The sequence below is a fragment of the Pseudarthrobacter sp. genome (assembly GCF_036675385.1).
In the GTDB taxonomy this organism is placed as follows: Bacteria; Actinomycetota; Actinomycetes; order Actinomycetales; family Micrococcaceae; genus Arthrobacter.
This window is the reverse complement of record NZ_JAKFFD010000103.1, coordinates 1-20229: the sequence shown is the minus strand read 5'-3', so window position 1 is coordinate 20229 and position 20229 is coordinate 1. Positions and strand designations below refer to the sequence as shown.

At 66.3% G+C, this 20229-nt stretch carries 19 protein-coding genes and 1 tRNA gene; 10 read left to right on the top strand and 10 right to left on the bottom strand.

The genetic code is table 11. The annotated features are described in order from the left end of the window. The first annotated feature begins 31 nt into the window (after positions 1–31). Positions 32–481: a MarR family winged helix-turn-helix transcriptional regulator gene (locus tag V6M49_RS08150; protein ID WP_141139580.1), complete on the top strand. Its 450-nt coding sequence runs from the start codon at positions 32–34 to the stop codon at positions 479–481. Positions 482–641: 160 nt separating this feature from the next. Here V6M49_RS08150 and sucD read toward each other — a convergent pair whose 3' ends face one another. From sucD to V6M49_RS08120, 6 genes are all read right to left on the bottom strand, one after another. Beyond that, entirely contained in the window at positions 642–1544 is a 903-nt protein-coding gene (gene sucD, locus V6M49_RS08145) for a succinate--CoA ligase subunit alpha (RefSeq protein ID WP_056346687.1), read from the bottom strand. An 11-nt stretch (positions 1545–1555) separates the two neighbouring features. Continuing rightward, entirely contained in the window at positions 1556–2725 is a 1170-nt protein-coding gene (gene sucC / locus V6M49_RS08140) for an ADP-forming succinate--CoA ligase subunit beta (RefSeq protein WP_141139579.1), read from the bottom strand. Between the two features lie 222 nt (positions 2726–2947). Beyond that, positions 2948–3655, bottom strand: coding sequence for a hypothetical protein (locus tag V6M49_RS08135; protein WP_104062813.1), 708 nt, complete (start codon positions 3653–3655; stop codon positions 2948–2950). 18 nt (positions 3656–3673) lie between these two features. Next, positions 3674–5041, bottom strand: a complete 1368-nt coding sequence (locus V6M49_RS08130; protein ID WP_332760809.1) for a glycosyltransferase — start codon at positions 5039–5041, stop codon at positions 3674–3676. A gap of 103 nt (positions 5042–5144) precedes the next feature. Continuing rightward, entirely contained in the window at positions 5145–7712 is a 2568-nt protein-coding gene (gene pcrA, locus V6M49_RS08125; RefSeq protein WP_332760808.1) for a DNA helicase PcrA, read from the bottom strand. Positions 7713–7810: 98 nt separating this feature from the next. After that, on the bottom strand, positions 7811–8656 hold the full coding sequence (locus V6M49_RS08120) for an inositol monophosphatase family protein (RefSeq protein ID WP_141139575.1): 846 nt from the start codon (positions 8654–8656) through the stop codon (positions 7811–7813). A gap of 32 nt (positions 8657–8688) precedes the next feature. Here V6M49_RS08120 and V6M49_RS08115 point away from each other — a divergent pair, with 32 nt between their 5' ends. From V6M49_RS08115 to V6M49_RS08100, 4 genes are all read left to right on the top strand, one after another. Further along, positions 8689–9312 carry a hypothetical protein gene (locus V6M49_RS08115; protein ID WP_332760807.1) on the top strand — a complete coding sequence of 208 codons (624 nt, stop codon included), beginning with the start codon at positions 8689–8691 and terminating at the stop codon, positions 9310–9312. A 112-nt stretch (positions 9313–9424) separates the two neighbouring features. Further along, positions 9425–10171, top strand: coding sequence for a hypothetical protein (locus V6M49_RS08110; RefSeq protein ID WP_332760806.1), 747 nt, complete (start codon positions 9425–9427; stop codon positions 10169–10171). A 2-nt stretch (positions 10172–10173) separates the two neighbouring features. Beyond that, positions 10174–11646 carry a hypothetical protein gene (locus V6M49_RS08105; RefSeq protein ID WP_332760805.1) on the top strand — a complete coding sequence of 491 codons (1473 nt, stop codon included), beginning with the start codon at positions 10174–10176 and terminating at the stop codon, positions 11644–11646. Between the two features lie 2 nt (positions 11647–11648). Next, positions 11649–12059 (top strand): hypothetical protein, encoded by a 411-nt coding sequence (locus V6M49_RS08100; protein WP_058929960.1) that lies wholly within the window; start codon positions 11649–11651, stop codon positions 12057–12059. A 15-nt stretch (positions 12060–12074) separates the two neighbouring features. Here the strand turns inward: V6M49_RS08100 and V6M49_RS08095 are convergent, their stop codons facing one another. Next, entirely contained in the window at positions 12075–12839 is a 765-nt protein-coding gene (locus V6M49_RS08095) for a DUF998 domain-containing protein (RefSeq protein WP_332760804.1), read from the bottom strand. Positions 12840–12922: 83 nt separating this feature from the next. Here V6M49_RS08095 and V6M49_RS08090 point away from each other — a divergent pair. From V6M49_RS08090 to V6M49_RS08080, 3 genes are all read left to right on the top strand, one after another. Next, positions 12923–12995, top strand: a tRNA-Arg gene (locus tag V6M49_RS08090). 1 nt (position 12996) lies between these two features. Further along, complete coding sequence (locus V6M49_RS08085) at positions 12997–13473, top strand: DUF6314 family protein (protein ID WP_332760803.1); 477 nt, start codon at positions 12997–12999, stop codon at positions 13471–13473. Between the two features lie 33 nt (positions 13474–13506). After that, a complete protein-coding gene (locus V6M49_RS08080) occupies positions 13507–13926 on the top strand; it encodes an NUDIX hydrolase (RefSeq protein ID WP_141139569.1) in 420 nt (139 codons plus the stop codon). A gap of 9 nt (positions 13927–13935) precedes the next feature. Here the strand turns inward: V6M49_RS08080 and V6M49_RS08075 are convergent, their stop codons facing one another. Both V6M49_RS08075 and V6M49_RS08070 read right to left on the bottom strand, forming a co-directional pair. Next, positions 13936–15849 (bottom strand): ABC transporter ATP-binding protein, encoded by a 1914-nt coding sequence (locus tag V6M49_RS08075; protein ID WP_332760802.1) that lies wholly within the window; start codon positions 15847–15849, stop codon positions 13936–13938. Further along, positions 15846–17519 (bottom strand): ABC-F family ATP-binding cassette domain-containing protein, encoded by a 1674-nt coding sequence (locus tag V6M49_RS08070; protein ID WP_332760801.1) that lies wholly within the window; start codon positions 17517–17519, stop codon positions 15846–15848. Before V6M49_RS08070 ends, V6M49_RS08075 begins: the two co-directional genes overlap by 4 nt. Before the next feature lie 252 nt (positions 17520–17771). Here V6M49_RS08070 and V6M49_RS08065 point away from each other — a divergent pair, with 252 nt between their 5' ends. After that, positions 17772–18518 (top strand): hypothetical protein, encoded by a 747-nt coding sequence (locus V6M49_RS08065; RefSeq protein ID WP_332760800.1) that lies wholly within the window; start codon positions 17772–17774, stop codon positions 18516–18518. Further along, complete coding sequence (locus V6M49_RS08060; RefSeq protein ID WP_332760799.1) at positions 18515–19252, top strand: hypothetical protein; 738 nt, start codon at positions 18515–18517, stop codon at positions 19250–19252. Before V6M49_RS08065 ends, V6M49_RS08060 begins: the two co-directional genes overlap by 4 nt. Before the next feature lie 263 nt (positions 19253–19515). Here V6M49_RS08060 and V6M49_RS08055 read toward each other — a convergent pair. Beyond that, positions 19516–20229, bottom strand: a 714-nt coding sequence (locus tag V6M49_RS08055; RefSeq protein ID WP_332760798.1) for a glycoside hydrolase family 38 C-terminal domain-containing protein, incomplete at its 5' end; no start/stop codon positions are given.

Here is a 20229-nt window from a genome sequence, read left to right as displayed (position 1 = left end):
GCGGCTGGAGCACCCGCGAGAGGAAAGACAGATGGGCATCAAGGACGACGCCGTGGAGGTCCGGGCACAGGGCTGGCGCACGCTCGCGGCGCTGCACGGCCTGATCGAGGGCGAGCTGGAACGCTCCCTGCAGGCCGAATCAAAGCTGTCAGTGGTGGAGTACACCGTGCTGGATGCGCTCAGCCGCCAGGACGGCTGGCACATGCGCATGCAGCAGCTCGCCCGCGCCACCGCGCTCAGCGCCAGCGCCACCACCCGGCTGGTCAACCGGCTTGAGGACCGGGCTCTGCTGACGCGGATCCTCTGCGCGGACGACCGCCGCGGCATCTACACCGAGCTCACGCCCAGCGGCATCGCCCTGCTGGAGGAAACCCGGCCCGTCCATGACGCCACGCTGGAGCGCGCCCTGGCCGAGGCCCAGGCGATTCCCGAGCTGGCCGCGCTGGTGGACGCACTCCCCCGGCTCCACGCGAACGCCTAGTTCAAGTACGACGGCGGACGGTCACCTTCCAGGAGAAGGTGACCGTCCGCCGTCGTACTTAACCAAAAACGCGCTTAAACAAACAACGCGGGGTCACTCCGTGCCCGATCCAACCTCTGGAACGGGCAGGGAGTGACCCCGCGTTGCTCTTACAGAACTACTAGAGCGCTGCGTAGACTTCGCGCAGCAGCTTGGCGGTCTCGGACGGCGTCTTGCCGACCTTCACGCCGGCAGCCTCAAGGGCTTCCTTCTTGGCCTGGGCGGTTCCGGCGGAACCGGAGACGATGGCGCCGGCGTGGCCCATGGTCTTGCCTTCGGGAGCGGTGAAGCCGGCAACGTAGCCAACAACCGGCTTGGTGACGTGTGCCTTGATGTAGTCGGCAGCACGTTCTTCGGCGTCGCCACCGATTTCGCCGATCATGACGATCGCCTTGGTCTCCGGGTCAGCCTCGAACGCGGCCAGGGCGTCGATGTGCGTGGTACCGATGACGGGGTCGCCGCCGATGCCGATGGCGGTGGAGAAGCCCAGGTCGCGCAGTTCGTACATCATCTGGTAGGTCAGGGTTCCGGACTTGGAAACCAGGCCGATGGGGCCCTTGCCCGTGATGTTGTTCGGCGTGATGCCAACCAGCGCTTCGCCGGGGGTGATGATGCCGGGGCAGTTCGGCCCGATGATGCGGGTGACCTGCTTGCCGTCGGCGTCAACCGTGGACTGGGCCAGTGCCCAGAACTCGGCGGAATCCTGGACCGGCACGCCTTCGGTGATGACGACGACCAGGCCGATGCCTGCCTCGATGGCCTCAACCACGGCGTTCTTGGTGAATGCCGGCGGGACAAAGACGATGGAGACGTCGGCGCCGGTTTCGGCAATGGCTTCCTTGACGGTGCCAAAAACGTTGATCTCGGTGTCGCCGTGCAGGACCGTGGTGCCGGCCTTACGGGCGTTGACGCCACCAACAATGTTGGTGCCGGCCTTCAGCATCAGGGCGGTGTGCTTGGTGCCTTCGCCGCCGGTGATGCCCTGGACGATGACCTTGGAGTCCTTGTTCAGATAGATAGACATGGTGCGTCCCTTTACTTAGCTGCGTTGGCGAGCTCGGCGGCCTTGTCGGCGCCCTCGTCCATGGTGGCGGCCAGGGTAACCAGCGGGTGGTTGGCCTCGGCCAGGATGCGGCGGCCTTCCTCAACGTTGTTGCCGTCGAGGCGGACTACCAGCGGCTTGTTCGCGGAGTGGCCCAGCTCGGCCAGCGCACCAACGATGCCCTTGGCGACGGCGTCACACGCGGTGATGCCACCGAAGACGTTCACGAATACGGACTTGACCTGCGGGTCGCCCAGGATGACGTCGAGGCCGGCGGCCATGACCTCGGCGGAAGCTCCACCGCCGATGTCCAGGAAGTTGGCGGGCTTGACGTTGCCGTGGTTTTCACCGGCGTAGGCAACAACGTCCAGGGTGGACATGACCAGGCCTGCACCGTTGCCGATGATGCCCACGGAGCCGTCCAGCTTGACGTAGTTCAGGTCCTGCGCCTTGGCCTTGGCCTCGAGCGGATCTGCAGCGTCCTTGTCTTCGAGGAGGGCGTGCTTGGCGTGGCGGAAGCCGGCGTTCTCGTCGAGGGAGACCTTGCCGTCCAGTGCCACGATGTCGCCGGCGCCGGTCTTGACCAGCGGGTTCACCTCAACGAGGGTGGCGTCTTCCTTCTTGAAGACGTCCCAGAGCTTGAGGATCACGGCGGCGACTTTGCCGCGCAGTTCCTCATCGAAGCCTGCAGCTGCGACGATTTCGTCGGCCTTGGCCTGGTCGATGCCCACAGCGGGGTCGATGGCGATCTTGGCGAGCGCCTCAGGGCGTTCGACGGCGAGCTGTTCGATTTCCATGCCACCTTCTACCGAGCACATGGCCAGGTAGTTGCGGTTGGCCCGGTCCAGCAGCACGGAGAAGTAGTACTCCTCGGCAATGTCGGCACCCTGGGCAATCATCACCTTGTTGACGGTGTGGCCCTTGATGTCCATGCCCAGGATGTTGGTGGAGTGCTCAAACGCCTCATCGGCGGTCTTGGCAACCTTGACGCCGCCAGCCTTACCGCGGCCACCGGCCTTAACCTGGGCCTTAACGACAGTTACGCCGCCGATTTTCTCGGCAGCTGCCTTTGCTTCTTCTGGGGTGTACGCCACGATGCCGGCAAGCACGGGTACACCGTGCGCCTCGAACATATCGCGCGCCTGGTATTCAAACAGGTCCACGGTTTAGTGTCCTTCTACGTCGAAGTAGTTTCTGTACAGTCGGGCACCGCCGAAGACGATGACCGGGCTGCGGATTGCCTGCACCTGCGACCAGTCCGGAAACGGGCCCCACAGCGCAATGCTCCATTCGGAACTCTAGCCCTCTCAGAGGACCGGCCCGTTCCACACTACCGCTTATGTGAGTAACGACACTATTCTATGGAGCGTAGAAAAACGCCTAGATTACGGGGTTTTTGAGGCCTCAGCGGGTGCCGGGGAGGCTGTTGCCGCGTCCTTGGAAATAAGTTCGTAGCGGTCCCGGGCCACAAAGAATCCGACGCCGGCCGAGACGTTTCCGCACGCCACGCCGCCGTTATGGGCCGAACAGCGCAGCCCGTTCCGTTCCAGGTTCTGGCCCTCGGCGAGGACCCGCAGTTCCGTCAGCGGGCCGCTCTTGTTGCCCTTGGGTCCGTAGGCTGCCTCCATTTGTGTGACGCCGGAACGGCACTCCCCATACGTTGCCCTGTCCGGGCTGAGCAGCGCCGCTCCGCCCAGATAGCCCAGGCCGGTGCCGGCGCAGTCGTCCTTGATGTCGCCCGCGGCAGGCTTGGGGTATCCGGCAAGCTCGCAATGCGCCACCGGGACGGTGGCGAGCTTGTTGTTGGCCGCATCACTGAAGCTGTTCGACTCATACGGGAGGTCAAGGTGTTCCCCACGGGCCGACGTCAGGGAACACACAATGTTCCGGTCCTCCGTGATGAAGGACAGGACGTCCCCGCTGGCCCTGAACGCGGCGGGGTCGGCCAACGCTGCCTGTTCCAGTTGTTCCATGGCCGGCAGCGGCGGCGGAGCCACATAGCCCGGGTCCTCGGTGGTGATGCTGCAGGCAGTGCCTGCCAGCAGGAAGAAGGCGGCCAGGATCCCCAATACAGTCCGTCGCATGGCCTCCATTATGCCCCGGCAGCGGTCTCAGGCCGTCGGGCGCGTCCCGGCGGCCTCTACGACGGCGGCAGCAGCTTCGGCGGGATCCTCACGGTCGAACTGCTCCCGCATCGTCCGGGCGCGGGATTTCCAGCCAGGATCCGCCAGGACCTTTCGAACTGCACCGGCTATGTCCGCGGGCTTGGGTGACTCCGTCCTGAGGTTAATGCCGACGCCGGCGTGTTCCACCCGGGCGTTAACATCACTTTTGCCCTCGTTGATGCCCGAAACCACCAAGGGAACCCCCTTGGACAGGCTCAGCTGCACACCGCCGAATCCGCCGTTGGTGATGAAGACATCCGTGAAGTCAAAGACCTCCGCGAAGTCCACGTAGTCCCGGACCACCACGTTGGGCTGCGTGTACCGGGCTTTCAACGCTTCGGTGCCGTGCCCGCCGGTTGCCACGATGACCAACGCATCCATGTCCTTGACCGCCTCAAGCGACGGAACGATGAGTTTGTCCTGGTCAAGGTTGTCCACTGTTCCCTGGGTGACAACGAGCGTTGCGGGATAGGACCGGGGAAAGCCGCCGTCCCCACCGGAACCGGATGCGGCCTCACCGGAACCGCCGGGCGCCTGGCCAGGCGACCGGTATGGCAGGAGCGCCCCGACGTAGTGCACTTTGGCATTGACCCGGCGCCGCGGGAAATCGAGGGATTCCGTGCCGGTCTGGATAATGGCGTCCGAGCACCGATAGGGTTCGTCCGTCAGCCGGCCTTCCCGCGGAACAGGCTGGCCGTAGGCGGCATGCTGCCGGCCGTAGCTCTGACTGGCAGGCCGAAGGATGACCTTGTCGGACAGCAGGCCCGCCAGGCCTTGGACCGCCTTCTCCGCGGGATTGCGGGGCGGCCGGAACCCGAAGAAAAGCGGCGGGACCTGCGGGTCGCTTTCCATGTTGGGGATCGCAACAAAATTCACTACCGGCTTGCCCATCAAGTGGGAGACGAGCCGGTGAATGAACATGGAACTGTCCGCCACAAGAACGTCGAAGGGATTCTGCTGCGCGACCCCGCGGATGTCCTCGAAGAAGTGGCTGACGTTGCTGGCGAAAATCTTCTCGCCGTCGAAGCCGATGGCCCGTGGGCCCTTGAGCTTGGCCCGCTCCGGATAGAGCTCATTGAGGTTGTCCGCGCGGTGCTCGATGGCCCTGCGGAAGGGGAAGTGCTGGATTCCCATGCCGGCGAGCCTGTCCGCATAGACGGGACCCGTGTACCAGGCCACCTCGTGGCCGCGGTCCTTGAGCCGCATCGCCACGCCCGTCATGGGGTTGAAATGGCCGTCAATGGCCTGGCTGGCGAACAGGATCTTCACAGTGGTGCCCCCGAATCTGCTGTGCTCAAGTTCTGCTGTGCTCAAGTGGCCTGCGCTGCACCGGTTCCCCGGCTACCGGCTGTTTCCCGGGTACCGCGCGTTCCTGAACTGTAAGCCAGCCGCGGTGCCCGGACAAGGGCAGGCGTGGTCAGGCGTCGAGCTTCGTGAGTGGCGCGTAGCGGAGCAGCAGTCGCTTCTCGCCGACGCTGAACTTCACCTTGGCCACTGTTTTGTCCCCCGCGCCTTCCAGCGCCAGCACCGTGCCGTTGCCGAAGCTGGTGTGGTTGACCTTGTCGCCCACACTGACGGCCACAATCTCCTTCTGCGGCTGGACCCGGTTCTTGGCGATCGCTGCGGGAACGTCCGCGTTGAAGCCCGCCGAGGAATCGGCGGCCGCGCCGCGGGACGTGCCGGCGCCCCAGAAGGATCCGCCGTAACGGCTGGACCCGATCGACGCGCTGCTGCTCCCCCACCCGCCGGGCTGCCGGCTGGTGCCTTCGCGTTTCCACTCCAGCAGCTCTGCGGGAATTTCCTCGAGGAACTGGCTGGCCGGGTTGTACTGGCTTTGGCCCCACATGCTGCGGACTTCGGACCGGGTGACGTAGAGGCGCTTGCGCGCACGGGTCAGGCCCACGTAGGCCAGCCGGCGTTCCTCGGCGAGTTCCTTGGGGTCCGTGGCCGAGCGCTGGTGCGGGAACAGCCCGTGTTCCATGCCCGTGAGGAACACCACCGGGAATTCGAGCCCTTTGGCGGTGTGGAGGGTCATCAGCGTGACCACGCCCAGGCGTTTAGCTTCGGCCACGGCGGCGTCGATGTCCGCACCCGGCGCATCCGGGATCTGGTCCGCATCAGCGACCAGCGACACCTGTTCCAGGAATGCGCCCAGGGAACCTTCCGGGTTCTCCTGTTCGTATTCACGCACGACGGCGACGAGTTCCGCCAGGTTCTCCACGCGGGACTCGTCCTGTGGATCAGTGCTGGAACGCAGCCCGGCGAGGTAGCCGGTCTGTTCCAGGACGGCCTCCAGCGCGGCGGCGGCGCCTGAACCGGAGGCAACCTCTGCGAGGTCGTCCAGCAGTTTCACAAACCCGAGGACGGCGTTGACGGAACGGGTGGCCATGCCGGGAGCCTCTTCAGCCCGCCGGGCGGCGGCCATGAACGACATCCGTTCGCGCTCGGCCAGTGCGGCCACGGCACCTTCGGCGCGGTCACCAATGCCGCGCTTGGGTTCGTTGAGCACCCGGCGCAGGTTGACGTCGTCGTCCGGGTTCACCAGAACGCGGAGGTATGCGAGGGCGTCCTTGATTTCCTTGCGGTCGTAGAAGCGGGTGCCACCCACTACCTTGTACGGCAGCCCAACCCGGACCAGCACATCCTCAATGGAACGGGACTGCGCGTTGGTGCGGTAGAAAATGGCAACATCACCGGGGCGGAGGTTGTCCTCGTCCTGGAGCCGGTCAATCTCCTTGGCAATGAACTGGGCCTCGGCGTGCTCGTTCTCGCCCACATAGCCGATGATCTTGTGGCCCTCGCCCTCGGCGGTCCACAGCCGCTTGTCCGGGCGGTTGGGGTTGCGTGAGATCACGGAGTTGGCCGCGCTGAGGATGTTCTGCGTGGAGCGGTAGTTCTGCTCCAGTTTGATGGTGCGGGCGTCCGGATAGTCCTTTTCGAACTCCACGATGTTGCGGATGTCGGCGCCGCGGAAGGCGTAGATGGACTGGTCGGAGTCGCCCACGACGGTGAGCTCGGACGCACCAGGGCCCTCCCCCACTATCTCGCGGACCAGGGCGTACTGGGCATGGTTGGTGTCCTGGTACTCGTCCACGAGGACGTGCCGGAACCGCCGCCGGTAGGAATCGGCGAGCGCGGGGAAGGCTCGGAACATGTAGACGGTCTCGGCGATGAGGTCATCGAAGTCCATGGCGTTGGCCTGGCGCAGCCGCTGGGTGTAGCCCTTGAAGACGTCAGCCACGGCGGACTCGAAGGGATCGTTGTAATTCGCGGAGGACGCGTAGGAATCGGCGTCGATGAGTTCGTTCTTGAGCGCGGAGATCTTGTGCTGGATGGCCTTGGGCGCGAACTTCTTGGGATCCAGGTCCAGGCTCTTGGAGACCTGGATGACCAGCCGCAGCGAGTCCGCGGAGTCGTAGATGGAGAAGTTCGACTTCCGGCCGACGTTCGCGGCCTCCTGGCGCAGGATACGCACGCAGGAAGAGTGGAACGTGGAGATCCACATGATCTTGGCCCGTCCACCCACCAGCGCCGCGATGCGCTCCCGCATCTCGGCGGCGGCCTTGTTGGTGAACGTGATGGCCAGGATCTCACCGTGATGCGCGCGGTGCGTGGCAATGAGGTACGCGATCCGGTTACTGAGGACGCGGGTCTTTCCCGAGCCGGCGCCGGCCACAATGAGCAGGGCGCCGCCGGCGTGCTTGACGGCCTCCTCCTGCTGCGGGTTAAGCCCCTCCAGGAGTTCCTCGGCATTCGGCCGGTGGTGGGCCGGCTCGCCGTTGCCGTCATGAGAGGGCTGCTGGTTGGCCCAGCCGCCCGTGCGCTGGGCGCCCCGTTCTGCTGCGTGTTCGGAGCCGCCGCCCGGCCCGCCGCCACCGAACTCGGCGGCCGCGGCAAGGCCTTCCGGGCGCGACTTGGTGCGGGCGGAGGCTGGCGCGGCGGCCTTGAACGGTCCGTCAGAGTACGGGTCAAACAACATATCCATGGTGCCTACAAGTCTAGGCGGTGGGGCTGACAGTCAGGTCCAGCCTGTGGATAACACCGTGCTCCCCACCCGGGAAGCGCGCAAAAGGCGGCCCGGACTCAGGCCACCGAGCCCGACTCAAGGGCCGCACGCAACTCCCGCACCGCCGTCGTGCCTCCCGCCATAAACCAGTCCAGGCCGTTGATCCGGACCGTGTCCGTGGCGCCGCCGGCGGCGCGGACGATCGCCTTGCCCGGCAGCCAGTCCCATTCCGGGCAGCTGTGCTGGAACCAGCATCCCAGCTGGCCATCGGCCACCCGGCCCAGGTCGCAGGACCCGGAGCCGAACATCCGCAGCGCCGCGGCGGAGGTGGCCGCAGCGTGCCAGGGCATGGCGCAGAGCGGATCCATGAGCCAGGTGGGGTGGATGTAGGTGGCTGCGCCGAGTTCGGCGAGCGCGGTTGCGTTGCGCGCCCCGCCGTCCTGGACAGCGTTCGTGTCCCGGTAGGCAGTCAGTACCTCGCCGTTCAGCGTGGCTGCGTGGGCCGTGCCGCCGAGCCAGAGCTTGTCCTCCTCCGGCTGGAAAATCGCGCCGAGCAGCACATCGGACGAGTCCTTCAGCGCGAGGGCCGAACACCAGTACGTGGATCCGTGCAGGAAGTTGTAGGTGCCGTCCACGGGGTCGATCACCCAGGTACGGCCGCTGGTGCCGGCCACAGAGGTGCCCTCCTCCCCCAGGATGCCGTCCTCCGGCCGGCAGCGCTGCAACTGCCCCAGCACGTAGGCTTCCGCAGCGTGGTCCGCGGCGGTCACCACGTCGGAGATGGAGGTTTTCTGCTGGGACTGCAGCCCGGCCATGCGCATCAGGAGCGCCAGTTGCCCGGCTTCGCGCACCAGCGCGGATGCCAGCTGATAGTCGTCCAGGGCGGGGTCAAGTTCAAGGGCGCTGTGCCGGCCAGTGGTCATTGACCCAGTTTAGGTGGCGGGATAATGGTGCCATGGCCAAAACCCCAGCGCAGCGGATCAAGAAGCACGGCTCGAAGGCGGCTGTTCCGCAGCACAGCCTCCCGCCGGTCATCAACCCCTCCACCAAACGTTCGCCGCAGAAGGCCCAGAGCAACACCAACCTGATCCTCATCGCGGGCGTGACAGTGAGCCTGTTCCTGTTCTGGTATGTCCACCTGCTCACGCTCCAGCAGCTCACCCAGCTCTCCGGCGGCCTGGCCATGCCCGACTCGCTCCTGGGAGGTTTTGACGCTGGCTACGTCGGCCAACTGAACGCCGCCATGGACAACGACGCCCGCGGCCAGCTCAACTACGTCCACAAGACAGCCGGCACCCTGTTCCCGCTCATTTTCGGCTTCACCTGGCTGCTCCTGATCGGGACCAACGTCGCCAAGAAGGCCCTCCGCTGGTCACTCTGGGCCATCCCGCTGCTGTTTGTGGTGGTCCGGCTGTGGGGCAATGTCGCCATCGACGCCGCGCTGGGATCGGAAACGGCCGACGCCGGCCAGGTCGCCCTGGCGTCCGGGCTCACCGTTGCCGGGTGGGTGCTGTTCGTCGTCAGCCTGCTGGCCGGGGCTACGGCTGTGTTCCTGCGCAAACGGCCGCGCCAACAGTAGGCTCCCGCCCGTACCTCCGGAGAGTTCTCCCCATACCCTTCCTGCCGGACACCCCGATAGTGTGTCCAGTGCCGGCATTTGATGCCGGGGATCTTAAACATCGGGGGAATCCATGGGGGAATCACGGACGGATCCTGCTCTCAATATCGTTGAGATCAGCGGACTGGCCTGGGCGTTGACGGTCCACAAGGCCGCGGAAGTCCTGGCGGGTGAACCGGAAGCCGAGGCGGCCGTTTCTGCGTACCGGGAGTCGGCCCAGGCCGAGGCCAGCCGCCAACTGGAGGCTGGAGACCCCCAGGCCATGGAAGCCGAGCTGCGCCGTGCAGGAATTGTCGACGGGCAGGGCGCCATCACCCGGCAGTGGGTGCTCGCAGTGTGGATTGCGGCGTCTGCTCCCGTGAAGGCCGCGGCGGTGGTCCAGTCACAGGACCTCTCCGTCCACACCGAGCTTGGACTCACCGGCGGGCGGGGCGTTGGAATCACCTATTACCGCAGGATCCGGCACGGTGTGGACGGTGTGGCCGTGACGGAAGTCCGCAACGCGGTCGAAGTTTCCTTCTTCCGCGAGGAAGATGCCTGGGCTGCCATCCGGCGCCATTTGCCCGCAGCCGCGGAACGGCAGGCAGCACCGGATGCCGTCGTCGGGGAAACCGGTCCTGGCGCCACCCATACGTTCCATCTTGAGGTGTCCGCGGCGGTGCCCGTTGCGGACCAGGGACATCACCCGGGCCATGTCAGTAGAGACGCCTGGGCGCTGGCGGAGCGTAGCTATTCCATTGCTGACCTCAGCCGCGAGGTTGCGTGGCGTGTGCTCGGAGCCCGCGAGTACCTCGCCAGCGCTGCGGAAAAGGCGGCGTGACCATGGCCCTGTACGGAATGGACGTGGAGAGCGGGCGGCGCCTCAGCGAAGAGTTTGCCCGCACCAGTGACCGGCTGCTGGCCCTGAGCGGCAGCCTGACTCCGCTGATTACAGGCGCGCCATGGAAAGGAGACGACGGGAAGCGGTTCACGGAGGAGTGGGTTGGCTACCGGCGGCAGCTGCTCGGGACTGCCCATGCGCTCGCGGCCGCTTCCAACGCCGTCAAACAGAATGTTGAGGAACAAGTGGCAGCCAGCCGCCGCTTGGAGGCAAGCGCGGCACCCCAAGCTACCGGCGGCCCCTCAATCTTTGACCAGCTGATTGAGTCCGGAGCCGACGCCGCAGAGGACCTGTGGGACACCGCCGGAGAAGTTACGGATGCTGTCGGGGACACAGTCAGCAACACGTGGCACTACGTCCAGGACATCGCTCCGCTTCCCATCAGGAACATCCTGGATGCGCAGGGAAATGTCTTCAGCCAAACCGGCAACGTCGCGGAGATGGGCTGGCGATGGCTGACGTCGGGCGAACCGCCATCCATCACAGAGCTTGTCTCCAACAGCGTATTGCTGGCAGCTTCCTTCGAGAACCTCAAACAGGCCACTTTCACGCTGGGCTTTTCCAACCCGCATCTGTTCGACGACGGCCGGCCGGTCGCAGGGGATCCCCTTCCCGTCGGAGTGGGTAACCCGGAGGACACAGACGACAACGGACGGACGCAGACGCCGGTCCCGTCCACCATCAGCGCCATCCTGTCCACCACAGACGCGGCCTACAGCGACCCCGGCATGCCCGGTACGCCCGATACAGGCGTCCGGATCACCACAGTCGAGAAGCCAGGCCAGCCGCCCGCGTATATCATCAGCATTCCAGGCACCACCCGGTGGGAGCCGGACGGAGCCGCAAATCCGACGGACCTGACGGGCAACCTTGAGCTGGCCGGCGGCAACCTGTCCACCGCCGCGGAGGCCGTTCGGCTGGCCATGGAACAGGCAGGCATTCCCGAAGGCGCACCGGTGATGCTCTCCGGGCACTCCCAAGGTGGAATGATCGCCGCGGCCCTGGCTTCGGACAGCGGTTTCACAGACCGCTTCAACGTCACCAATGTGGTCACGTTCGGTTCACCCGTGGATTCCACGCCCATCCCGCCGTCCATCGATGTCCTGGCACTGCAGCACGATGGCGACCCCGTTCCGCAGGTGGACCTGGGAGACGCGACCGCGTGGCCGGACGGCACCATCTCCGCCAGCCAGGACAACGGCGCCACGATCGTCACCATGCCCAACCCTGACGTCGACCCGGGGTTTGCCGGGATCGAGTATCACCACGCCAACCGTTACGTGGATTCAGTCAGCCAGCAGGAGGCCGGAGGACCGATTGCCCAGTACAGTCAACAGCAATCAACCCAAAGGTTCCTGACCTCGGACGCTAGCCAAGTCACCTCGACAGTGTCTAACATCTCCCGAAAGCAGTAACAATGCACCGACTCAAAACCGTTGCCGGAGCGCTCACCTTGGCGATGGCCGTCCTTGGCCTCTCAGCCTGCGTCGTGTCAGGCGCGTCGCCGGCTGACCGCCTGAAAAAGGATATGCAGGACGCCGCGATGTCGGTTCCTGGAGTTGAATCGGCCCAGGTCAACGTCAACATGAACACGTCCGGAAACTTCATCAACGTGAAGTTGGTGGGGACCAGCAATGACGAGGCCGCCCTCGCGGAGGTGCTCGGCGAGGCCCTCCCGCCGATGCTGGAGAAAACCGAAGACCTTGAGTCAGGCTCCTTCGCCATCAGCATCTTCTCACCGGACGATGCCGTGTCCGCAGGGGCCGACGCGCTCGGCTACTCCGGGGGGAAATCGCTGAGCAACTTCCGCGAATTCTTCGTCAATTAGACAACCGGCGGGACGTCAGCGGCCATCTGCAGACGCGGCCGATCGTACTTCCTTCCGGTGCCGGTGGACCCGCTGTGCGATCACCAGACCTGAGGCAGCAACACCCACAGTGACGGGGTAGCCCATCAGCCTTTCAAGCGTCCCCGGCTCCGGGACGTCCATCCCCGTGAGACCGCCGGTCGCCAGCGCGGCGAGCGACACCAGCCCGCACACCAGGACAAACCACCCCAGGGGCGTCTGCCGCAGCCACAGGATGCCCAGCACCACGAGGGCGGCCGCGCCGGCAAGGAAATACACCACCGCGCCGGCGAAGTGCCAGCCGGAGCCGACGTCCTCCGGCACCAGGCCCACGATCATGGTCCCCGCACCGGCGGCGCCGGTCAGGATCCGGACGCAGACCGCCGCCAGCCAAGGCTTCCGGCGCGCAGGCTGGACCCGGGCCCCCGCCCGGGCGGCGACACACAGCAGCCCCGAGCCCAGCAGCAGCGCACCGAGCAGCATGCCCAGCCCCTGGACCACAAACGAGGCGTTCATCAGCCAATGCAGCGGCGAACACACATCCCGTCCGTCGTAGATCCCGCAATGAAGCGCGCCGAGGTCGCTGATGTATCCGGTCCGGCGGTCGTAGGGCTGCGGCCCGCCCCAGGCGCCGATCACGGCCGCTTCCGCCACAAAATACTGCAGGACACTCAGGACGGACCAGGCGCCGATGTACTGGCGGGTCGAGGCGGTGTCCGGGAGGTAGGCCACGGCGGGGGCGGACGACGGGGCTGATCTCATGCCAAGAGCGTAGTACGGCCTCCCACCTTGTATGCTTGTATCCGTGTCCGGACGGACCGGCCCTACCGGACCAGCGGACACGCGCCCTCGTAGCTCAGTGGATAGAGCACGGCTCTCCTAAAGCCGGTGTCGTTGGTTCGATTCCAATCGAGGGCACTTGAATCTTCCTTCACCGGAGTTCGATCTCCGCGCCTACCTGCTCGGCCCCTCGCCGGCCGGGAACTTCTCCATTCAGGGAAGCTGGGCCGTTGAACGGCAGCTGCTGGACCGGTCCACGGGCACCTACGGAACCTTTGCCGGCGTCGTACATTTTTCCCCCGCGGACGACGGCGGCCTGGCCTTCCGTGAAGAAGGCACCATGCGCTGGCCCACCTTTACCGGCCCCGCCTCGCGTGAATACGTCCTGAAACCCGCCGACCGGCCCGACGCCCTGGACGTATTTTTTGCCGACGGGCGGCCCTTCCACCGGATGAGTTTCACGCCGGAGGCGAACCTGGACCGGCACTGGTGCGATCCCGATACGTACCGCGTGGCCTACAACTACGAAGGCCCGGACACATTCAGTTACACGTGGGATGTGACCGGCCCGCGCAAGGACCTGCTGCTGACGTCCGCCCTGAAGCGCCAGGTCTGAAGCGGCACGACTGAACACGCTAGGCTCGGAACCGTGAAATCCCGCATTGTTGTCTCCGCCGTCTGTGTCTTCGATGACGCGGGCCGGCTCCTGACCGTCCGCAAGCGCGGCACCAGCATGTTTATGCACCCCGGCGGCAAGCCCGAAGCCGGCGAAACCGCCGTCCACGCCGCTGCGCGGGAACTTCAGGAGGAAGTGGGGATCGTGGTGGATCCGCGCGACCTGGAGCTGATGGGCGTCTGGATCGCCGACGCCGCCAACGAGGCCGCCACGGACATCGAAGCCACGGTGTTTACCGCACCCGGAACCTGGACCGCGCACCCCTCGGCTGAGATCGCCGAGATCCGCTGGCTGGACCTGGCGGCGCTGGACCGGGGCGCGCCGCTGCCAGCGGACCTGGCCCCGCTCCTGACGGACCACATCCTGCCCGAACTGGCCACCCTGCGCCGCTGAGGAGTGGGTCTAGTACTCCGGAACGGCTTCCGCTGCCACGGCCGTGGCCTCGGCGAACTGCGTCTGGTACAGCTCGGCGTACCGGCCCTCGGCCGCGAGCAGATCGGTATGGTTCCCGCGTTCCACGATCCGCCCGTCCTCGACCACCAGGATGACGTCGGCGGCACGGATGGTGGACAGCCGGTGGGCAATCACGACGGCGGTGCGCCCCTCGAGCGCGGCGCCCAGGGCCGCCTGCACGGCGGCTTCGTTGGTGGAGTCGAGTGCGGCGGTGGCCTCGTCGAGGATGACCACCCGGGGCTGGGAAATCAGCAGCCGGGCGATGGTGAGGCGCTGGCGTTCACCGCCGGAGAGCCGGTAACCGCGCTCCCCCACCACAGTGTCCAGGCCGTCTGGCAGGGACCGGATCATGGTTTCCAGGCGGGCCTGCCGGATGGCATCCCACATGTCCTCTTCCGTGGCGTCCGGCCGGGCAAGCCGGAGGTTGGAGGCAATGGATTCGTGGAAGAGGTGTCCGTCCTGGGTGACCATCCCCAGCGTGTCCCGCAGGGAATCGAAGGTGGCGTCCCGGACGTCCAGCCCCGAGCCGGGCAGAGTGCCGCCGAGCCGCACGGCGCCGGAATCGACGTCGTACAGCCGGGAAAGCAGCTGCGCGATGGTGGACTTTCCGGCACCGGAGGAACCCACCAGGGCGACGGTCTGCCCGGGTTCCACCCGGAAACTGATGCCATGCAGCACCTCTTCGCCGCCGCGGGTGTCCAGCGTGGACACTTCCTCGAGCGAGGCCAGCGAGACCTTGTCCGCCGAGGGGTAGGCGAAGCGGACGTCGTCAAACTCCACCGAAACGTTTCCCGGCGGGATGGCCACGGCGTCGGGCTTCTGCCGGATCAGGGGCTTGAGGTCCAGGATCTCGAAAACCCGCTCGAAGCTGACCAGCGCGCTCATGATTTCCACCCGGGCGTTGGACAGGGCGGTGAGCGGGGCGTACAGGCGGGTCAGCAGCAGGGCCAGCACCACAACGTCGCCCGCGGCGAGCTGACCGCCGATGGCCAGCCAGCCGCCCAGGCCGTAGACCAGGGCCAGGGCGAGTGCGGACACCAGCGTCAGCGCGGTGACGAAGGTGAACTGCAGCATGGCCGTGCGGACACCGATGTCCCGGACCCGGCCGGCGCGGACCGCGAACTCGCGGGATTCCTCGTCCGGCCGGCCGAAAAGCTTCACCAGCGTGGCGCCCGGAGCGGAGAAGCGCTCGGTCATCTGGGTGCCCATGGCCGCGTTGTGGTTTGCCGCCTCACGCCGCAGGTCCGCGAGCTTGGAGCCCATCCGGCGGGCAGGGATCAGGAAGATCGGCAGCAGGATCATGGCGAGCACGGTGACCTGCCAGGAAGTCCCGAGCATTACGATCAGCGTCAGGATCAGTGCCACCACGTTGCTGACCACACCGGAAAGGGTTCCGGCGAAGGCGGACTGCGCGCCGATGACGTCGTTGTTCAGGCGGCTGACCAGGGCGCCGGTGCGGGTCCGGGTGAAAAACGCGATGGGCATCTTCTGCACATGGTCAAAGACCCTGGTGCGCAGGTCCACGATCACGCCTTCGCCGATGGTGGAGGACAGCCAGCGGCTCACGAGCCCCAGGCCGGCTTCGGCAACGGCCACCACGGCGATCAGCAGCGCCAGCCGGATCACCTCGTCCGTACCCGCCTTGGCCACGATGGCATCAACCACCTGGCCGGCCAGCACGGGCGTGGCCACGGCCAGGAATGCCATCACAATGGACAGCGCCACAAACGCGATCAGCTTTGTCCGGTGCGGGCGGGCGAAGCCCAGGACCCGTTTCAGGGTGGCCTTGGAGAAGGGCCGGGAGCCGTTCTTGGCCCGGGAGATGTTGTACAGGGAGTGCCAGGCGACGCCGTCCATGCTCATCGCTGGTGCCCCGCCTGTGAGGAATCGTCTGCCATCAGTTCAGTTACCATTCCGTTGTCTACATTCCACCGGACATCCAGCTGCACGTTCTCGAGCAGCCTCCGGTCATGGGTTACTAACAGCAAAGCGCCCTCATAACTTCCCAGCGCCTCTTCCAGCTGCTCGATGGCGGGCAGGTCCAGGTGGTTGGTGGGTTCGTCCAGGACCAGCAGGTTCACCCCGCGGGCCTGCAGCAGCGCCAGTGCGGCGCGGGTGCGTTCGCCCGGCGACAGGGAATCCACAGGGCGGGTGGTGTGGTCCGCCTTCAGCCCGAACTTGGCCAGCAGGGTGCGGACCTCCGCCGCTGTCAGGTCCGTGAGCACGGCTTCGACGGCGTCGGCAAGGTTGAGGTGGCCGGCCAGCAGTCCGCGGGCCTGGTCAATTTCGCCGATGGCCACCGAGGCACCCATGGCGGCGTTGCCGGCGTCGGGCGCCTGCACGCCCAGGAGCAGGCGCAGCAGCGTCGACTTGCCGGCTCCGTTGGGGCCGGTGATGCCGATCCGCTCCCCCGCGTTGAGCTGCAGGTTCACCGGGCCCAGCGTGAAGCTTCCCTGCTTCACGACGGCGTCACGCAAGGTGGCCACCACCGCACTGGAGCGGGGCGCCTGGCCAATGGTGAACTGCAGCTGCCATTCCTTCCGCGGCTCCTCCACTACGTCCAGCCGGGCAATCCGGGATTCCATCTGCCGGACCTTCTGGGCCTGCTTTTCCGATGACTCGGTGCTGGCAGCCCGGCGGATCTTGTCATTGTCCGGGCTTTTCTTCATGGCGTTCCGCACGCCCTGGGAGCTCCACTCGCGCTGCGTCCGGGCACGGGAGACCAGGTCTGCCTTGGTGGACGCGAACTCCTCGAACTTTTCCCTCGCGTGGCGCCGCGCCACCGCGCGCTCCTCCAGGAAGGCCTCATAGCCGCCGTCGTAGACCGCCACGGAATTCTGCGCCAGATCCAGTTCCACGATGGTGGTCACGCAGCGGGCCAGGAACTCGCGGTCATGGGACACGAGCACCACACCGCCCCGCAGGCCCTGGACAAAAGCTTCCAGTTTGGCCAGGCCGGCCAGGTCAAGGTCGTTGGTGGGCTCGTCGAGCAGCACAACGTCGAACCGGCTGAGCAGGAGCGCGGCGAGGGCCACGCGGGCCGCCTGGCCGCCGGAGAGCCCGGTCATGGGGGCGTCCGCGCCGGTGTCCAGGCCGAGGTCGGCAAGGACGGGCGGGATGCGTTCGTCGAGGTCTGCCGCGCCTGACGCCATCCAGCGGTCAAAGGCCAGCGAGTAGGCATCATCGGCTCCCGGTGCGCCGGATCCCAGCGCCTCGGCGGTGGACTCCATCTCCACAGTGGCCTGGGCGCAGCCGGTCCGGCGGGCGATGTAGCCGGCCACGGTCTCGCCGGCGACGCGCTCGTGTTCCTGGGGCAGCCAGCCCACAAAGGCGTCGGCGGGGGCGAGGCTGACGCTGCCGCCCTGGGGCTGGTCCACACCGGCCAGCAGGCGCAGCAGGGTGGACTTGCCGGCGCCGTTGGCGCCCACCACACCCACCACGTCGCCGGGGGCCACCGTGAGGGAGAGTCTGGCGAACAGCGTCCGGTGGTCGTGGCCGCCGGAAAGGTCTTTGGCAACAAGGGTTGCAGTCATAGGTTGGTCCATCCTCTCGCCGCCGCCCGGCCGGAGGAGCCCGCCTGAATCGGCCCGAAACTGCGGTGAATCCGCAATGTGCCGCCCCGAAAAGTGCCGGGGCACTAAAGAGCCCGCTGGTCCGGACTTGGGGGGTGTACGGACCAACGGGCTCGACCATCAAGCATAGTCGACTCAGCACGCCGCACCAAACTGCCTCCGAAAGGTCAGGCTAAAATCAAAAGGCAATCATCCGTTCAGCAGAGAGCCGATATGCCAATTCCTGCCAAAGCGTTCCAGCGCTGGCTGCACGGCATCGCCCCCAACACGAGCACGTCCGATATCTGCCGCGTCTCCGGCATCAAGCGGACCACCCTTGCCCAGCAGCTTGTCCGGGGCAAGGTGGCAGAGACTACGGTGGTGAGCATCAGCCGGGCGTACAACGTCAATCCCGTTTCGGCGCTGGCGGCGTTCGACGCCTACAGCCAGCTCACGGACACGCACCCGCCCAGCAGGTCCGAACTGGTCAGCCAGATCTCCACTCCGGACCTCCTGCGGGCAGTTTTGGCCCGTTCCGCCGCGGACCCGGGCGGCGTGCCGGCGGCCGCCGCGCTGGCCGGTTCGCCGGCGTTGGAGCCGGCACCGCACGCCACCTCGGTCAAGAACTGGGTGGAGGCAATCGACGACGGCGAGCTGCGGCACCGGGTCTCCGCCGCCACTGGAATCGCTCCGCAGAACTATTCGGCACAACTGACCGCAAACCGGCTGGCCCCCGAGCTGGCCGTTGCCACCTCCCTTGCCGCCGGCGTCGCCCCGGCCAGCGGCCTGGTGGCCACAGGGCTGGTCACGGAGGCGGAGGCCAGCTGGCCTCCCGGAGCCCGGCAGGCCGCCTTGGACAGCCTGTCCGACGGCGAGCTGACCACTCTGGCCGGTGACCGGCTGCAGACTCTCGGCAGGGCCCTCCGCCGGCAGGAACACGACCACGAGAAAACCGAAAAGATCTGGGAGAACCTGGGATGATCGAAATCCTGCAGTGGTCCACGCTGACTGTCTCCGGCCTGGTGGCCGTCGCGAGGGTTCCCAGTGCCCTGAGGGGGAGGAACAGGACACTCTTTTACATCTTTGCGCTGTTGACCCTGGCCACTCTCCTCAGCATCGAAGCACCCTACCTCGCCATTGACCAGGCGCTCGGCGGTGTTAATGCGACCAACCTCCTGCTCCGCTATGTCATTTTCGCCGCCATCTTCTTCGTGGGCATCCGCATCACCCGCGGCTTTGGGGCCGACGACGCCTACCGGATGCTCACCGGACGGATCGGAATCGCTGCGCTGGGCCTGACCTCGCTGACCGTGCTTGTGGTGTTCCTGATGATGGACACTGCCGGCTCGTCCGCGGGATTGGTTGCCATGACAGGCGAGGATGACGGGAATGCCCTACTGGTCCAGTACTACGGGGCCGCCGGCCGCGCTTATCCGGCCTATGTTTCGCTGGTCCTGCTGCCGGCCATGGTGCTCGCGGTGCGCAGCACGCTGCCCGCCCTGGTTCGGATCGCCGCCTTCCTGCTGGGCGTAGGCTCGGTGGCCATCCCCCTGACTCTGCTCTTCCCCTTCTATCCGCCCAGCTGGGGACCAGCGACGTTCCTGATCAACTACACGGCAATTCTTTGCTTTGTCGTTGGCCTGGCTTTGATCGCGGTGGCCAGGCTCCGGCACGGGCGGGGAGGCCCTCGGCTAAGGACTTCTACTGCAAAGTAGCCTTCCCTACTTTCACAAAATCATTAGACATGGCACAATCATGAATGTGTGAAGTTGGGTGCCGGTGTTCGCGAACGGGGATAGATTCCCGGACGCCGGGCCCGTTGAGTCTTTGCATACTTTGGGGGGATGAGTGGTGGCGGGCCGTTGGGGACCGCCCCCACTCAGCCATTTAACGGCCAGGTCCCGCCAACCATCATCGAGTGCTCCGTAACGGCCCTTTTGAGCCTGCAAAACGGCCCCTACGGAGCAGTCGATGGGTGTTAGCGCGCGAACCTCAGGGTGACCAGCTGGAACGGGCGCAGCGAAAGCTCCACCGACTGCTCCGTTGCGGCAGTGTTGACGCCCGGCGCGTTGGTGGCGCGCTCCAGCAGGTCCGTGGCCAGGACGGCCGTGACCGGGAAGTTGGCCGTGATCACGCCGGCGGACCGCTGCCCCAGGGACTCATAAAGGCGGACCACAACATCGCCGGACCCGTCTTCGGCAAGCTTGACCGCCTCGATGACCAGGGCCGGGTTGTCCACGGCGAACAGCGGCTCCACACCGCGAGCGCCCTTCACCAGCCGGGGTACGAGGTTGGTGCGGTACCCCTCCTCCACGGCGTCGGCGATCCCGGCTCCGGGGCGGATGGTCACGGTCAGTTCCTGGTGGCCGCGGTCCGCGGTCGGGTCCGGGAACTTCGGTGCGCGCAACAGGGAGAGGCGCACCGAGGTGGTGGTCCCGCCGTCGGAATCCCGTACGCTCCTGGTGACATCGTGCCCGTAGGTGGCCGCGTTGGAAATCGCGACGCCGTAGCCGGGCTCGGCCACGTGGATCCAGCGGTGCGCGCAGATCTCGAACTTGGCGGCCTCCCACGAGGTGTTGACATGGGTGGGGCGGAAGACATGGCCGAACTGGGTCTCCGAGGCGGAGCGGTCCGCCCTGACGTCCAGCGGGAAGCCCAGCTTGAGCAGCTTCTCGCTCTCCTGCCACTCAAC

Excerpts from the sequence above, each read along its gene's own strand:
- V6M49_RS08150 (WP_141139580.1), top strand. The coding sequence starts at position 32 with ATGGGCATCAAGGACGACGCCGTGGAGGTCCGGGCACAGGGCTGGCGC.
- sucD (WP_056346687.1), bottom strand. The coding sequence starts at position 1,544 with ATGTCTATCTATCTGAACAAGGACTCCAAGGTCATCGTCCAGGGCATC.
- V6M49_RS08135 (WP_104062813.1), bottom strand. The coding sequence starts at position 3,655 with ATGGAGGCCATGCGACGGACTGTATTGGGGATCCTGGCCGCCTTCTTC.
- pcrA (WP_332760808.1), bottom strand. The coding sequence starts at position 7,712 with ATGGATATGTTGTTTGACCCGTACTCTGACGGACCGTTCAAGGCCGCC.
- V6M49_RS08120 (WP_141139575.1), bottom strand. The coding sequence starts at position 8,656 with ATGACCACTGGCCGGCACAGCGCCCTTGAACTTGACCCCGCCCTGGAC.
- V6M49_RS08115 (WP_332760807.1), top strand. The coding sequence starts at position 8,689 with ATGGCCAAAACCCCAGCGCAGCGGATCAAGAAGCACGGCTCGAAGGCG.
- V6M49_RS08110 (WP_332760806.1), top strand. The coding sequence starts at position 9,425 with ATGGGGGAATCACGGACGGATCCTGCTCTCAATATCGTTGAGATCAGC.
- V6M49_RS08105 (WP_332760805.1), top strand. The coding sequence starts at position 10,174 with ATGGCCCTGTACGGAATGGACGTGGAGAGCGGGCGGCGCCTCAGCGAA.
- V6M49_RS08100 (WP_058929960.1), top strand. The coding sequence starts at position 11,649 with ATGCACCGACTCAAAACCGTTGCCGGAGCGCTCACCTTGGCGATGGCC.
- V6M49_RS08095 (WP_332760804.1), bottom strand. The coding sequence starts at position 12,839 with ATGAGATCAGCCCCGTCGTCCGCCCCCGCCGTGGCCTACCTCCCGGAC.
- V6M49_RS08075 (WP_332760802.1), bottom strand. The coding sequence starts at position 15,849 with ATGAGCATGGACGGCGTCGCCTGGCACTCCCTGTACAACATCTCCCGG.
- V6M49_RS08070 (WP_332760801.1), bottom strand. The coding sequence starts at position 17,519 with ATGACTGCAACCCTTGTTGCCAAAGACCTTTCCGGCGGCCACGACCAC.
- V6M49_RS08065 (WP_332760800.1), top strand. The coding sequence starts at position 17,772 with ATGCCAATTCCTGCCAAAGCGTTCCAGCGCTGGCTGCACGGCATCGCC.
- V6M49_RS08060 (WP_332760799.1), top strand. The coding sequence starts at position 18,515 with ATGATCGAAATCCTGCAGTGGTCCACGCTGACTGTCTCCGGCCTGGTG.